At 42.3% G+C, this 15,260-nt stretch carries 15 protein-coding genes and 1 riboswitch; of the genes, 11 read left to right on the top strand and 4 right to left on the bottom strand.

Going from position 1 to position 15,260, the window contains the following annotated elements:
* Positions 1–14: 14 nt before the first annotated feature.
* Positions 15–157: riboswitch (cyclic di-AMP (ydaO/yuaA leader) on the bottom strand.
* A gap of 238 nt (positions 158–395) precedes the next feature.
* The 3 genes from IQ230_RS20825 to IQ230_RS20815 all read left to right on the top strand — a co-directional run bounded on the left by IQ230_RS20825 (position 396) and on the right by IQ230_RS20815 (position 4,176).
* Complete coding sequence (locus IQ230_RS20825; RefSeq protein WP_193934164.1) at positions 396–1,586, top strand: sensor histidine kinase; 1,191 nt, start codon at positions 396–398, stop codon at positions 1,584–1,586.
* Between the two features lie 87 nt (positions 1,587–1,673).
* Positions 1,674–3,704, top strand: a complete 2,031-nt coding sequence (gene bchD, locus IQ230_RS20820; protein ID WP_193934163.1) for a magnesium chelatase ATPase subunit D — start codon at positions 1,674–1,676, stop codon at positions 3,702–3,704.
* 13 nt (positions 3,705–3,717) lie between these two features.
* Positions 3,718–4,176: a GNAT family N-acetyltransferase gene (locus IQ230_RS20815; protein WP_193934162.1), complete on the top strand. Its 459-nt coding sequence runs from the start codon at positions 3,718–3,720 to the stop codon at positions 4,174–4,176.
* 81 nt (positions 4,177–4,257) lie between these two features.
* On the opposite strand, the gene IQ230_RS20810 is transcribed toward IQ230_RS20815, so the two are convergent.
* From IQ230_RS20810 to IQ230_RS20800, 3 genes are all read right to left on the bottom strand, one after another.
* Complete coding sequence (locus tag IQ230_RS20810; RefSeq protein WP_193934161.1) at positions 4,258–5,796, bottom strand: pentapeptide repeat-containing protein; 1,539 nt, start codon at positions 5,794–5,796, stop codon at positions 4,258–4,260.
* A 33-nt stretch (positions 5,797–5,829) separates the two neighbouring features.
* A complete protein-coding gene (locus IQ230_RS20805) occupies positions 5,830–6,918 on the bottom strand; it encodes an NACHT domain-containing protein (protein WP_193934160.1) in 1,089 nt (362 codons plus the stop codon).
* Between the two features lie 133 nt (positions 6,919–7,051).
* Positions 7,052–7,837 carry an RNA polymerase sigma factor SigF gene (locus IQ230_RS20800; RefSeq protein WP_193934159.1) on the bottom strand — a complete coding sequence of 262 codons (786 nt, stop codon included), beginning with the start codon at positions 7,835–7,837 and terminating at the stop codon, positions 7,052–7,054.
* Between the two features lie 594 nt (positions 7,838–8,431).
* Here IQ230_RS20800 and prfB point away from each other — a divergent pair.
* The 7 genes from prfB to IQ230_RS20765 all read left to right on the top strand — a co-directional run bounded on the left by prfB (position 8,432) and on the right by IQ230_RS20765 (position 13,901).
* A protein-coding gene (prfB, locus tag IQ230_RS20795; RefSeq protein ID WP_193934158.1) for a peptide chain release factor 2 occupies positions 8,432–9,548 on the top strand; the annotation gives its coding sequence in 2 pieces (ribosomal slippage) (positions 8,432–8,503 and positions 8,505–9,548; 1,116 coding nt in all).
* A gap of 193 nt (positions 9,549–9,741) precedes the next feature.
* Positions 9,742–9,942: a DUF3285 domain-containing protein gene (locus tag IQ230_RS20790; protein ID WP_193934157.1), complete on the top strand. Its 201-nt coding sequence runs from the start codon at positions 9,742–9,744 to the stop codon at positions 9,940–9,942.
* Positions 9,939–10,499, top strand: a complete 561-nt coding sequence (ybeY, locus tag IQ230_RS20785; RefSeq protein ID WP_193934156.1) for an rRNA maturation RNase YbeY — start codon at positions 9,939–9,941, stop codon at positions 10,497–10,499. Before IQ230_RS20790 ends, ybeY begins: the two co-directional genes overlap by 4 nt.
* A gap of 91 nt (positions 10,500–10,590) precedes the next feature.
* The gene (locus IQ230_RS20780; RefSeq protein ID WP_193934155.1) at positions 10,591–11,037 is read left to right on the top strand and encodes a diacylglycerol kinase family protein; all 447 of its coding nucleotides are present in this window, start codon (positions 10,591–10,593) and stop codon (positions 11,035–11,037) included.
* A gap of 31 nt (positions 11,038–11,068) precedes the next feature.
* Complete coding sequence (locus IQ230_RS20775; RefSeq protein WP_193934154.1) at positions 11,069–11,665, top strand: anthranilate synthase component II; 597 nt, start codon at positions 11,069–11,071, stop codon at positions 11,663–11,665.
* Positions 11,662–12,432, top strand: coding sequence for an MBL fold metallo-hydrolase (locus tag IQ230_RS20770; protein ID WP_193934153.1), 771 nt, complete (start codon positions 11,662–11,664; stop codon positions 12,430–12,432). The genes IQ230_RS20775 and IQ230_RS20770 overlap by 4 nt, the downstream gene beginning before the upstream one ends.
* A 161-nt stretch (positions 12,433–12,593) precedes the next feature.
* Positions 12,594–13,901, top strand: coding sequence for an aminopeptidase P N-terminal domain-containing protein (locus tag IQ230_RS20765; protein ID WP_193934152.1), 1,308 nt, complete (start codon positions 12,594–12,596; stop codon positions 13,899–13,901).
* A gap of 220 nt (positions 13,902–14,121) precedes the next feature.
* Here the strand turns inward: IQ230_RS20765 and IQ230_RS20760 are convergent, their stop codons facing one another.
* Positions 14,122–14,496 carry a UTRA domain-containing protein gene (locus IQ230_RS20760; RefSeq protein ID WP_193934151.1) on the bottom strand — a complete coding sequence of 125 codons (375 nt, stop codon included), beginning with the start codon at positions 14,494–14,496 and terminating at the stop codon, positions 14,122–14,124.
* Positions 14,497–14,519: 23 nt separating this feature from the next.
* Between IQ230_RS20760 and IQ230_RS27980 the strand changes: the two genes are divergently transcribed.
* The gene (locus IQ230_RS27980) at positions 14,520–14,723 is read left to right on the top strand and encodes an IS1 family transposase (RefSeq protein ID WP_193934150.1); all 204 of its coding nucleotides are present in this window, start codon (positions 14,520–14,522) and stop codon (positions 14,721–14,723) included.
* The last annotated feature ends 537 nt before the right edge of the window (positions 14,724–15,260 follow it).

Genomic DNA, 15,260 nt, shown 5'->3' with positions numbered 1-15,260 from the left:
GCAATGCTGACTCTTCAGTCTCCTCCCAACGCCTACGAAGTTAGCTGACGGGCTAGGATAGAGAGTTATCCTTCTGTAGTGACAGATACGCCCCAAGATTGTGGTTCCTCCGTTCTAGAACCTTTCAAGTGAGATCTAGATTAGGCTGACTTACTCGCGATAAATTTTGTATATATTAGCGTATGTTTACAACAATATCAAGCTTAGTTACACCTTAGGTGTTCTCTGGTCAAACCATCAAAAGTGGCGATCGCACAAAAGCGCAGCGCTACGCGCAATCGCTAAAAAACACAAATCAGAATCATAATTGATAATTCAGTGGGCGATCGCTTCACAATTACACTAATTTAAGACAAGTAAACTTGCTTCATTGCGTTGCGATAGACGCCACCAAAATGTTTGATTTTAGCCAGATATTGCTTAAGAAAAGCGACACAATTATTGAAAACTGGGTAGCAGATGTCCGCCAAGATCGGCAGATTGAAACGACAGAAGGTATGTGCTATGCAGCCATACGCAATCACGTGCCTTATGTCCTACAAGCTATGGCTACAGTGCTATCAAAAACCGCAGATGATGATATTCACACCCTTGTTGAAGCAAGTTTAGTACATGGCATCCACCGTGCAGAAGAAGGTTTTGATCCGCTGGAAATTGCCCGCGAATATCGCTTACTACGACGAGCCATTTTCTCAGCTTTAGAACCAGATTTACAGCAAGTCTCGTCAACAGAAGTTATTCGAGTTTTTCGTTTAGTAGATGCAGTTGTCGATGATGCGATCGCGCGTTGTTTTCAAAGTTACGTAGACGAACGACTGCGCGAATTACAGCAACTCCAATCGCAGTTAACACTACACAATCAAGAACTCACGCGCTTAATTCGGGCAAATCAAGAAAATTTCTCGCACCTTGCCCATGAACTCAAAAACCCTCTGACTTCGATCATTGGTTATTCTGACTTGTTTATCCGCCTCCAAAACAAAACAGAAGTCAAAGATAACTATAAGAATATTGAGCATATTGAGCGCGTATTGCGTAATGGTAGACATCTGTTGCGTTTGATTAACGATGCGCTAGAGATATCGCGGTATGAAGCAGGAAAAATGAGACTACATCCTGAACCAACAGATGTATGTGCTGCGATCCAAGATGTACTAGATATGCTACAGCCAATGGCGCAAGTAAAAAATTTACAGATTGCTACAGATTTAGCGGAGGCACCACCAAAAGTCATCACCGACGCATTGCGTTTTCAGCAAATTGTGACGAATCTTGTGAGTAATGCCATTCGTTACACCTCATCAGGAAGCGTAGTAGTAAAATGTTATTCATTAGAAGATAAGTGGGCGATCGCAGTCAGTGATACTGGTATTGGCATCGCCCCAGAAGAGCAAACACGGATTTTTGAACCCTACTATCGTATCGGCGATACACCAAAATCTCATCTACCAGATAGTACTGGCTTAGGGCTAGCAATTGTTTCTCGCTTAGTTAAACTTCTCCAAGGTGAAATCAACTTTGTTTCTGAAGTTGGAGTTGGTTCAACATTCACGGTAATCTTACCAATAGAGGTTATCAGGGGTTAGGAGCGAGGCGTTAGGGAAGTTAAGAATATTTTTAAACTAGCCACGAGTCACTAGCCACTCTTTCACTTGCCTTTATCAATGAACACCATGCCTGTACTTAGTAACTCCCCAGTTGTGACAGCGTTTCCATTAGCTGCCGTTGTTGGTCAAGAAGCAATCAAATTAGCGCTGCTACTTGCAGCAGTCGATCCAGGATTAGGAGGAGTTGCGATCGCTGGTCGTCGCGGTACGGCAAAATCAGTCATGGCACGCGCACTTCACGCACTTTTACCGCCAATTGAAGTTGTAAAAGATTCGATTTGTAACTGCGATCCTAACCGCCCCGAAGAGTGGGACGATCAGCTTTCAATAGAAGTCGGCGATTGCGCGAAGCGCTGCACTTCGCGCAATCGCACGCAACTAGAAACCGAAGTTATTCCCGCACCGTTCGTCCAAATTCCTTTAGGTGTCACCGAAGACAGGCTATTAGGTTCAGTCGATGTTGAACAGTCTGTTAAACAAGGAAAAACTGTCTTTCAACCAGGGTTACTCGCCCAAGCGCATCGTGGCGTCTTGTATGTTGATGAAATTAATTTGCTAGATGACAACATCAGCAATCAATTATTAACCGTCTTAACCGAGGGGCGCAACCAAATCGAACGTGAGGGAATTAGTTTCCAGCATCCTTGTCAACCTCTATTTGTTGCCACCTACAACCCCGAAGAAGGCGCACTGCGCGAACACCTACTCGATCGCATTGCAATTTCCCTTTCAGCAGATGAAGTTTTAGGCATTGACGAACGCGTCCAAGCCGTCGAACAAGCTATTGCCTATGCGCGATCGCCACAAGAATTTCTTCAACAGTACAGTGAAGACATCGACAGCCTGAAAACTCAAATTATTTTAGCAAGAGAATGGTTAAAAGATGTCAGCATTAGCCATGAGCAAATCGCTTATCTTGTTGATGAAGCAATCCGCGCCGGAGTGCAAGGACATCGTGCTGAATTATTTGCCCTTCGTGTCGCCAAAGCTGCCGCCGCACTCGATGGACGCACCGCAGTTATTGCAGAAGATTTACGTCGGGCAGTGGAATTAGTAATAGTTCCGCGTGCAACAATTGTACAAATGCCTCCTGAAGAGGAAACATCACCACCACCGCCACCACCCCAAGATCAAGATCAATCCGAACAACCACAAGAAGAACAGGAGGAAGAACAGGAACAACAAACACCACCAAGTATTCCTGAAGAATTTGTGTTTGATCCTGAAGGGGTAATTCTCGATCCGAGTGTGTTGTATTTTGCCCAAATGGCTAAACGCCAAGGTAAAGCCGGTAGCCGCAGTGTCATTTTCTCCGAAGATCGCGGGCGTTATGTTAAGCCAATGTTGCCTAAAGGTAAAGTTCGACGCATTGCCGTTGATGCGACACTCCGCGCCGCAGCCCCCTATCAAAAAGCACGCCACGAACGCCAACCCAATCGTAAAGTGATTGTCGAACAAGGCGATATTCGTGCTAAGCGCTTAGTTCGTAAAGCTGGCGCATTAGTTGTATTTGTCGTTGATGCTTCTGGTTCAATGGCACTCAACAGAATGCAAGCTGCCAAAGGTGCAGTGATGCGGTTACTAACAGAGGCATATGAAAATCGCGATCAAGTCGCCTTGATTCCTTTCCGAGGCGAACAAGCTGAGGTATTACTACCACCAACACGTTCAATCGCCGCAGCCCGACGGAGACTAGAAAGATTACCTTGTGGAGGCGGTTCGCCACTAGCGCATGGTTTAACACAAGCAGTCCGCGCCGGAACAAATGCCCAAATGTCTGGCGATATCGGTCAAGTCGTCATCGTCGCAATTACTGATGGACGCGCAAATATTCCTTTATCGCGATCGCTGGGTGAGGCACAACTCGAAGGTGAAAAACCTGATATCAAAGGTGAATTATTGGACATTGCAGCAAGGATTCGCGCTTTGGGAATGCAGCTACTTGTGATTGATACCGAAAGTAAGTTTATTTCTACAGGATTTGCCAAAGAACTTGCCCAAAAAGCTGGAGGCAAGTACTATCACTTACCAAAGGCAACCGATCAAGCGATCGCCGCGATGACAAAGAATGCAATATCAAGTTTGAAGTCGCGCTAAGTGGCTAGTGGAAGTGAAACAGGAATTGCCACCAGAATGTTTGCTTCGTTCCGCCTATAAGGATGATATCTGGGCGATTCGCAAATTAGTGCTAAGTGCTAAACTCGATCCAACTCAATTACACTGGTCGCAGTTTTGGGTGATTGAATGTCATCAAAAAATAGTGGCTTGTGGGCAATTACGTAGCTTCGACACAGCACAAGAACTCGGTAGTTTGGTTGTCGCACCAGCTTGGCGCGATCGCGGTTTGGGAAGTTATTTAGTTACGCATCTAATTGCACAAGCAACACAGCCACTCTATTTAGAATGTGTCGGTAGCAAACTAGCTGAGTACTATACTCGCTTTGGTTTTGTGCCGATTTCGTGGCAAGCGCTACCTCAAAGCCTTAAACTCAAGTTTGGTATCTCACAGCTAGCTGCCAAGCTGGTTCCTTTTTTGTCGGTAACTATTATGCAGTATCAAGATAAATAAGTGGGTAAGAATAAACAAATGAAAGGCTGTTATCGGTCGATGATAAATGGTCAGTAGAGTAACAAGTATTAACGAATATTTTCAGTCATGAACGCTGCCATCAGGCATGATCGCTAGACTCAAGTTTGCTCCTGCAAGATTGACTCCACTTAAGTTCGCTTGTGTTAAATTTGCTTTTTCAAGATTGGCATTGCTTAAATCTGCCCCACGCAAATCTGCTGATGTGAAATTTACTGCATTTAAGTTAGCATTACTGAAGCTAGCACCACATAGGTTAGCTTTACTCAAGTCTGCTCCACTAAGATTTCCTTGAAACACAGCCCCGATTAAATTTGCACCTTCTAAAATCGCACCACTGAAGTTTATCTTGTCAAGATGTGTGTTTTTTAAATTTGCATGACTCAAATTAGCTGCGATTAGGTTTGCGCCGTCTAAACTTGCTCTACTTAAGTTAGCTTCTGTCAGATTTGCTGCAATTAAATTTGCATGTGTTAAATTGGCCTCACTTAAGTTAGCTGAACTTAAGTTAGCTTGTAGTAAGATTGCACCATTTAAATTTGCTTTCCTGAGGTTTGCACCATTCAAGTTGGCTTCACTAAGATTTGCGCCACTCAAGTTTGTGGCATAAAGGTTTGCTTCTTGTAAGTTCGCTTGTATCAGATTAACTTCTGCAATATTGTAACCTGCTAGATTAGCTCTTAGTAAAGTGGTATTGGGAGCAATCAAGTACGCTCCTGATTCTGTTAAGTTACAATCATCAGGAAATACTGTAGATAAGTCATAAGCTGCTTGATGTAGGTTCGCGCCTTGGAGATTTGCGTTTTCAAAATGAGTAGCAAATAAAATAGTTCGACTTAAATTAGCATTACTCAAATCTGCATTCAAAAAATTTACTTTACATAAATTTCCGTTACTAAGATCTGCTCCGCTTAAATTAGCTTCTTCTAAATTTACTTGAAAAGATAAATCAATCTTCCTCAAGTTTGCTTCACGTAAATTAGCTTGTTCAAGATTAGTCTTAGAGAAAATTGCTTGACGTAAGTCCGCTTTTTCTAAGTTTGCCCCACTCAAATTAGTTTGTTCTAGTATTGCCTTATAAAGATTTGCATTTTGTAGATTAGCACTGCTAAAGTTTACTAAAGCAAAGTTTACTTTTCTTAGATTGGCTTGTACCAAATTAGCTTGGCTAAAGTTTACGTTTTTTGCGTTTAAAGATTGACTACTTAAATTGAGCTTTGCAAGACGATAGCCTGTAAAGTCATACTGTCCGTTATTATAGCGTCTCCAAAATTCTTCAGGGGTAACGTTTGGCTCGCTAGCCTGATTAATACTAGAATCTCTACCAGGATTGTCAATGTTGATACCTGAACTTAAATTCTGAGCATTAGTAATGAATACGTTGAGTTCCTGTAATTTAGCTAATGCGTTTTGCAATCTAACCAGTTGCTGCACTTCAGGTCGATTATCAAACTGTTCGCTTAAGCTATCCAAGCGTTGTTTCAGTCCTGATAAATATTTAGCGAGAACATTCTGTTGTTGTTGTAACTGATCAATTTGGGAGTTAAGCTGTTGGTAATTACTTTGTATTTGCTGCAAAGGATCTAACTCTTTGTTAGACATAAGAGTGCGAAAAACTATTCAGTAATTTATCCATTATGCACTCACTTCCAGTACCGAGGAAAATTCTGCTGGTAAAAATAAAGTTTGCTTTAACTCTTCTTGAATGCTGCCAGTTAAATTTCCTGCATTTTCCATACCTTCAAATAGAACCCTAGACAATTCATAATACTGTTGCAATACTTGCTTTTGAGAATCACTGAAACGGCATTTTTGTAATTCTGACGCTATATTATTTAATTGAGTAGAGTTAGCAGCTAAGTCAGTAGATAAACTGTTATCTAAGTTACAAGAAATTTCAGCCTCAATTTCTAAAATACACTCTATACAAAAAGCTCGAAATGCTGCTGGGTTATAGGTATTATTAATGCTAAAAGATTTTTGTTCTAGCCACTTTAGGAAAGGTTGAAGAGTCAGTTTCTCCTTAATGAATACATCAATTTTTTGCTTTATCAATATTAGTAGATAATCTGCATTAGGTAACATAGCAGCAGCCAAGATACCGATTTGATACCAGCGGCTTTCTGTTAATTGATCAACAAGGTACTTAAGAGTTTGTTCTATTTCTTTAAAAGTGTAGCCTTCTACAATAGCTTTAGCAGCTAAATACTCATGGAAAGAAAGAACAGAGAATGCATAAATCCCTGGAGTCCATTCACTAAATAGGCTATGTTGTGCTTGGATAGACTGTAAAACTTGCTGACTTTGTCTAATTGCAAATTCGGGTTGAATTTTAGTTATAGATATTTTTTGGATATATTTAGTGATGTATTGCTCTAGTTGCTGCTGCTTAACAAAGTACTCTCCATCTACATAAGACATCCAAGCAACATAACTTAGTAGACCTTCTTTTTGGTTGAGTGTCATTTTCTTGTAGGTTTCATCTCCTACATCTTTAGTATGGTTCCACTGCCTTAAAAAAATCTTTAGTCCTGCATCATATAGCTGAACGCGACTCGGAGGAATTTCACTCGTTTCTTCAAAAACTAAACGCAGCAAAGTTAATAACAATGGATTTCTGATTATTTGTTGAACCGTTTCAGTTTCTTGAACTTTGAAAGATAAATCATTCTTTTTATTGCTGAGCCAAGAATACTTAAATTTTACTTGACTTTGTGCATCCACTTTAATATTTTTTTTATATTCAAAGCTGGTTCTAAGCTTTTGTTGAGTACCATAATATGTTAACTACTGTAATCAATCTATTTGTTAAGCTGTTTACATAGATGAAATTAATGAAAAACGAACAAAGTAGGTGTTAAGCACCTGCTACTAATGCTGGTGTTTGTAGTAAAGATACTAGTTGAGCCTTACCTCTTTGCAAGTAACGTGTTACTGTCATTGGGCTAGTACCAATATGTTGAGCTGCTTCTTTACGTGAAAGTTCTTTTAAGAACACTAATTCCACTGCAATTCTTGTCTTTTCCTCCATCTGACTCATGGCACCTTGTAGTTGCTGGCGTTCTTCTTCTTGTTGACGCAAGCTAGTAGAACGAGGGTCAGCAAGTGCTTCACCTAATGTGATTGGACAATCAACATGATGTACAACAGTAGTGTCTAAGCTTAAAGTAATGCGGTTTTGAATTGCTAATTTACAATCAAGCCATTCTTGTACAGGCACTTGCAAGAAACGAGCAATTTCTAAATCGGTTGGACAACGCCCTAAGGAAGAAGTTAGCTTTTTACGAACTTTTTGTCCTTGGTTGTAAATCTCTTGCCAGCGACGAGGAATTTTAACTGCACACGAGCGATCGCGTAAATAATGAAGAATTTCGCCTCGAATATAAGGTATAGCAAAAGAGCTAAATGCATATCCTTGCTCAGGATCAAATCTCTCAATTGCCCGAATCAAACCCAAATAACCTATTTGTTCTAAATCTTCATATGGTTCAGTGCATTGATGGCTGAATTGATGTGCCATTTTTCGTACTAAACCACTATGTAACTTAACCAGTTTATTTCGTAATCTAACTGAGGGGTGTTGATGATATAAAATTAGGACTTCTCGTGCTTCTGAATAGTTAGAATATTGAGTTTTAGACATAAAAACTCCTATAGAGAAAACAAATAACGTTTTAGAAAAATTTGTAAAAAATTGACTAAACTTTTATCCAAGCTGAAATTATTTTCCGTAGATAAGCCATAAGAAACCATCGTCATTCCACTGAATTTCTTAAGGCTGCCTATTGACAGTTCGGCATTTTTACGTATATTCTCTGAGTATTAGAGGTGGCGTGTTGTCTCTACAGCTATTACACCCTAGAGCACTTGATTATTTGTCTTAAATATCTATTGCCAAGCTACTTATTGAAATTAATTAATAGTTGTAAGTAGTGACATAATAGGAATTAAGGACTTCGAGTCGAGGATCGCCAAAACAAATGACTCTATGGCAGTTCTCACAGGATTTGGTTAGGACAGTAGCAACCGTATAGCTGGTAAGGATTTAAGGTAAGGTACCTATTTGACATCACCAGATACTCTCATCCTGCCGAAATCCAATCAACAGCTCATAACAATCACTGAAAGGCTTGATAAAGACTCTTGTCATGAAGTAGTCAATAGTCGCTAAAATCGAAAATACAAATCAAGGAGAAGAGCGATCGCCCTTGTCAAAGTTCTTGTCTACTCAAATAATATGGAAGTCTTAGAAATTAAACGCGAAGTCGAAAGGTTATCTCATCGCCTGGGTAAAACCCAGGACTATCTTTGACGTACCAGCACTCACAGCAAAAATTCAAGATCTTGAACAGATTGCAGCCCAACCAGAGTTTTGGGAAGATCAAACGAGTGCGCAGCAAACGCTTCAAGAAATGAACGACCTAAAAGCACATCTGCAACAGCACAAACAATGGCAAGCAAGTTTAGAAGACACAAAAGCAGTGCTGGAACTTTTAGAGTTAGAAGTTGATGAAGCACTGTTAAATGAAGCTGAATCAAATGTGGTGCAGCTAAATCGAGAACTCGATCAATGGGAGCTACAACAGTTATTATCAGGTCCTTATGACGAAAAAGGTGCAGTTCTAACAATTAATGCTGGTGCAGGAGGAACTGACGCCCAAGATTGGGCAGAAATGTTACTGCGGATGTACACTCGTTGGGGAGAAAATCAAGGTTATAAGGTAAATCTTGCCGAACTTTCTGAAGGAGATGAAGCAGGAATCAAATCTGCTACGCTGGAAATCTCAGGTCGCTATGCTTACGGATACTTACAAGGCGAAAAAGGAACGCATCGCTTAGTTCGGATTTCTCCTTTTAATGCTAATGGCAAGCGCCAAACTAGCTTTGCTGGCGTAGAAGTCATGCCACAAATAGATAACTCGGTACAACTAGAAATACCGGAAAAAGATTTAGAAGTCACAACATCCAGGGCTGGTGGCAAAGGCGGGCAAAACGTTAATAAAGTAGAAACAGCAGTACGCATTGTTCATATTCCTACAGGTATTGCAGTCCGCTGTACTCAAGAGCGCAGTCAGTTACAAAACAAAGAAAAAGCATTGGCGATTCTCAAAGCAAAACTACTGATTGTTGCACAAGAACAACGCGCTCAAGAAATTGCCCAAATTCGAGGCGATATGGTAGAAGCCGCTTGGGGAAACCAAATTCGTAACTATGTATTTCACCCTTATCAACTCGTGAAAGATTTGCGCACGAATGTGGAGACAACTGCGATCGCTGACGTGATGAATGGCGAAATTGATCTATTTATCCAAGCTTACCTCCGTCAAGAAAATCAACTTGTAGAAAGTGCTTAGTCCAAGAAAGCTGAGGGAGACTAGGAGTTATGAGTGGTGTAAGTGTTGAGTTTAAGACTTAATTCAATTCAAAAATTAAAACTAGCTCCTAGCCACTAGTCACTCGCCCCTAGTCTCTACTTTCACCAACTGCTACATTGGGGGAAGAATCCATAGCAGTATATTTAATTGCAAGCCTGAGCACCTTTCTTTTATGAGTAATTCGTCTGTACCAGAGCAAACTGTCAATCCTTCCTCTGCATCTACCCCAATCACTACAGAACCGAAGCCAAGTTATGTTAAGCTTGCCATGCGTAATATGGTGCGTAAGCGAGCTACTTCGCTACAACATTTTATTTTGACCACAGTTGGGCTTTTAGCCGTTCTTGTGGGACTTGCTTATCTAACTCGATGACAAAACAACAAAGTAGTACCGAAGACTTACAACAACTGCAAATTGAAGTCATAGTACAAAATTGTTTCTTAGATTCTCCAGAAGTCAAGCAGCAAGCTACCTCCAACTTGATTGCAGTAGAGACTTGGGAAACATGGTTTCAATGCTGGCTCGAAAATCTTCAAGACGATCTTCCTCCAGCCTTTGGATATGAGCTTAGCCTGCGCTTAACTAGCGATGCTGAAGTTCAAGTGTTGAATGCCCAGTATCGTCAGCAAGACAAGCCTACGGACGTACTAGCATTTGCAGCATTAGAAAATAATTTCCCTCTACCGATTGAGATGCGATCGCACCTTCCCTTATATCTTGGTGATATAGTAATTTCGGTTGACACAGCCGCAAAGCAAGCTAATCAACAGCAACACACTCTGCAAATTGAATTAGCATGGCTAGCAGTGCATGGTTTACTTCATCTGCTGGGCTGGGATCACCCTGACGATGATAGTCTAAACCAAATGTTGACTCAGCAAGCTAACTTACTAGAAAAAGTCAATCTTGCAATCAATACCCACTCATAAAATGCACATCGTCACTGAATTACGTCCACGCAAAATGATAAATTACCTCCAGTTTGTTATTCAATAACTCCCGTGCTCTGGTTTCGCGTATATGTCTCAAGAAATTTCCACATCACAGTCGAACAAACCAGAAGCTGCGAGAAAGCGGGAGTTTTCTTGGCGAGTTGCTACCAATTTATTGATTAGTTTTAGATACGCCTGGAGTGGCATCAGTTATACTTTTACAACCCAACGTAATTTTCGCATTCATTTATTAATTGGTGCTTTAGCAATAAGTTTAGGGGTTTCATTACACCTCCAAGCAATCGAACTAGCTGTTATTGGAATTACTAGTGGATTAGTGCTGGCGTTAGAAGTGATGAACACAGCAATTGAGTCTGTTGTCGATCTGACCGTCAAGCAAAGTTATCATGAACTTGCCAAAGTTGCTAAAGACTGCGCTGCAGGTGCTGTACTTGTTGCAGCATTAGCATCTGTACTCGTCGCTGGCATTCTCTTACTACCTCCTTTACTAGTCTTAGTGCGTGCCGCTTTATGATAGAGAGGAGTAAGAATGAGGACAAATAGCCTTGCTCATAGTCATCGACAACTACGACAGCTTTACCTATAATTTGGTACAGTACCTAGGGGAACTGGCAGCAGAATTTCCAGTTGCAGCAGAAATTCAAGTCTACCGTAACGATCAGATTACCTTAGAGCAAATCCGCCAGTTGCAGCCAGCGGGGATCGTCATTTCTCCAGGACCTGGACGCCCTGACGATGCCGGTATTTCTTTAGATATCATTCGTCACCTAGGATCTAACTTACCAATTCTCGGCGTGTGTTTAGGACATCAAAGCATTGGTCAAGTTTTTGGCGGTCAGATTGTCTCTGCGCCAGAACTTATGCATGGTAAAACATCCGATGTTACCCACAGTGGCATTGGTGTTTTTAAAGGATTAGAAAATCCTTTGACCGCAACTCGGTATCATAGTTTAGTAATCGATCCGCAAACCTGCCCAGACGTACTAGAAGTTACTGCTTGGGTAGACGACGGCACAATTATGGGTGTAAGACACCGAAACTATCCACACATTGAAGGCGTCCAATTTCACCCAGAGAGTGTGCTGACAAATTCAGGAAAGCAACTACTACGAAATTTCCTGGAACAACTGGAGAAAAGATGAAACGGCGACAATTAATGCAATACGCTGGGGCAGGCTTGCTAACAACTATGGCAACTACCCTAGTTAAATTTCAATCTGCTGTAGCACAAGAAGGTTCGTTATCGGTTAGATGGCTAGGTCACACCTGCTTTCTGTTCACTGGAGGCGGAACCCGCGTCTTAGTCAATCCATTTCAAACATTGGGTTGTACTGCTGGCTATCGCCCTCCCAATATTGAGGCAGATTTAGTCTTAATCAGCAGTCAGTTACTTGATGAAGGTGCTGTAGCAGCAGTGCCAGGTAATCCTCGCTTGATTTATGAACCAGGAGTTTATGAATTTAATGATATTCAATTTCAAGGAATAGCCACAGACCACGATCGCGTTGGCGGAAGACGTTTTGGAACAAATGTTGCCTGGCGTTGGACACAAGCAGGTATTAATATTCTGCACTTGGGAGGTGCTGCTGCACCAATTACAATTGAACAAAAAATCTTAATGGGAACTCCTGATGTGGTAATGGTTCCCGTGGGAGGTGGTGCGAAAGCTTATAATCCCCAGGAAGCACAAGCAGCAGTAAAAATGCTGAATCCTAAGCTAGTCATTCCCACTCACTACCGTACCCAAGCAGCAGATGAAGCCAGCTGCGATATTGTTGCTCTTGATGATTTCCTCGCTGTGATGGACGGAATGCCTGTGCGACGCTCTAACTCTGATTCAGTAACCATCAGAGCTGCTGATCTACCACAAAATGGCTCAGCAATTCAAGTATTAAGCTACCAATTTTAGCGATCGCATGCTGTTAATATCACCACCTTGGCAGCCTTGTTCAAGGTGGTTCGTCTACAATTGAGCATAAAGATTCAGTAACTTTGCCGCATCGCGGAATTATGAATAATGAGGTTAACTCAAAACTTAAAACTCAAAACTCAAAACTTTAAAAAGTAGTAATGCAAGCAGATTATCGCCAACGTCGCGAACAGCTGATGGCAAAAATCGGCAACGGAACAGCAATTTTTCGTAGTGCGCCTACAGCAGTCATGCACAACGATGTGGAATATGCTTACCGTCAAGATAGCGACTTTTTCTACCTGACTGGATTTAATGAAGCCGAAGCTGTAGCGGTGTTAGCACCACATCACCCAGAACATCGATTTATCTTGTTTGTCCAACCCAAAGAGCGAGAAAAGGAAGTCTGGACAGGCTATCGTTGTGGTGTAGAAGGTGCAAAAGAACTTTACGGTGCAGATGAAGCTTATCTGATCGCCGAACTTGATGAAAAATTACCGCAGTATCTTGACAAAGCTGATCGGATTTATTATCGCTTAGGACGCGATCGCGCTTTTAACGACATCATTCTCAAACACTGGCAACGCTTGCTTGCAACATACCCAAAACGCGGTACTGGACCAATTGCTTTAGAAGACGTTGGTATCCTTTTACACGCCATGCGTTTAACAAAAAGCCCAGCGGAGTTGGAATTAATGCGTAAAGCTGCAGAAATTTCTGTTGAGGCTCATAATCGGGCAATGGCGATCGCCCGACCTGGGTGTTACGAATACGAAATCCAAGCCGAAATTGAACATATCTTCCGCCGACGTGGTGGTATGGGACCTGCGTATCCCTCAATTGTTGCTGCTGGTGCCAATGCGTGCGTGCTGCACTACATCGAGAACAACTGTCAAATGCAGGACAATCAACTGCTGCTTATTGATGCCGGATGTGCCTATGAGTACTATAACGGTGACATCACGCGGACATTTCCTGTCGGCGGTAAGTTTACACCTGAACAAAAAGCGCTGTATGAAATCGTCCTAGAAGCACAACAACAAGCGATCGCGCAAGTGAAACCAGGAAATCCTTATAATGCGTTTCACGATACTGCTGTGCGCGTCCTCACCACAGGTTTAGTCGAACTTGGTATTCTCAAAGGTGAAATCGACAAGCTTATTGAGGAAGAAAAATATAAACCTTTCTATATGCACCGTACAGGACACTGGTTAGGCTTGGATGTTCACGATGTCGGTGTCTATCAACACGGTGACAATCCCCAAATTCTACAACCTGGACAAGTTCTCACTGTTGAACCAGGACTATACATCGTTCCCGATACAAAACCCGCAGAAGATCAGCCAGAACTTGATCTTCGTTGGAGTGGAATTGGTATCCGGATTGAAGATGATGTATTAGTCACTGAGTCAGGAAACGAAGTTTTAACTGCGGGTGTTCCTAAGGCGATCGCAGACTTAGAACGTTGATATATTAGGGGTCAGAGTTCTGAGCATGAATCACGGATGCCCTCCGACTAAAGTCGGGGCTACTCAAGCAAAGTGTACGTTCGTACACTCAAACAAGATTGTTGTGGGTAAGTACACGGAAGTGGACTTTGTTCATATAGCAGCGAATTCATTCGCGATTCTCTTCATGCAGGAGGTCTAATTGTTTTAATCATCTTGACTAATGACATCTAGGTCGTTATTAATGACTAACTCCATCAGATCGCCGCGAAATCGGGTGACTGTGTACTCGATCGCTTTGCCATGCTGATCGACATTGACTGCTGTGGTCGCAGCCGTAGACTTCGCGAACAAGTTTGGAAATAGATTGGGTGTCTTGAAATTGCTCGATGATGTCTGGAAAGCGGTGTAGGGGAAAGTAGCTTGAAGAAACACTAAGAGGTTGATTGTCTGCTAAGTCAAGCATCTCAATCAGTGCAACAGGATCTCCTGGTTCCAAATCTAGTTTAGGCGCAACCTTGGAATCAGCAGAAATCGCGATCCGCTTGTAATGTTTGATAACCTCCGGTGATTCCCTGCGCTTGTAGTGCGTCGTTGTAGCGCACTCGTTTACCAATTGGGGGTAGTGCCACGGAAGTAATGATAATTGTTAGAGTAGGGACAGTTCCTGTTGCTCAGTATTATCCCATGCTCAACTGTCCTAAGTGTACCTCTGCTCGAACCGTGAAAAACGGACGAATTCACAACGGCAAACAACGCTTTTTGTGTCAGGAGTGTGGGCGGCAATTTGTCGAGCAACCAACGAAAAAAGTGATTGACCCCATGAACACGGGAACTGATTGATTGACTGCTGTTAGAGCGAATTTCACTAGCTGGTATTACTCGTGCGGTGCAGGTATCAGAAACTTGGCTACAACTGTACGTGAATGAAAAATATGCAGGCGTGCGGCGTGAAGTGGAGATCGCGCCTAAAAAAAGGGGAGCCTAACGATTCAATGCGATGAGTTGTGGTCGTTTGTGGATAACTTGGGCAACAAACAGTGGGTGCGGTTAGCGCTGGATGCCGCCGGTACTCGTGAGATTGTGGGAGTCTATATTGGTGCCCGCGACGAGGCAGCCGCCCACCAATTGTGGAACTCGTTACCTGCGGTGTATCGGCCGCCATTGCTTATACCGATTTTTGGGCAGCATACGCTGCAGTGCTGCCGTCGAAGCGTCATCGAGCCGTAGGTAAAGAATCTGGGTTTTGCAGTTACAGCCTATTGCAAGTTTATGAGGTACAGTAAGAGGAGTACACAAATGAAGTCTAATGAAACCGTACTCGCTCGACTTGCGAGAAAAAATAGTTAAGGCATACACACAAGGTGACACCTCAATCAG

Source organism: Gloeocapsopsis crepidinum LEGE 06123, assembly GCF_015207655.1.
In the GTDB taxonomy this organism is placed as follows: Bacteria; Cyanobacteriota; Cyanobacteriia; order Cyanobacteriales; family Chroococcidiopsidaceae; genus Gloeocapsopsis; species Gloeocapsopsis crepidinum.
The sequence above is the reverse complement of the archived record's forward strand: the minus strand, read 5'-3'. Positions and strand labels throughout refer to the sequence as shown.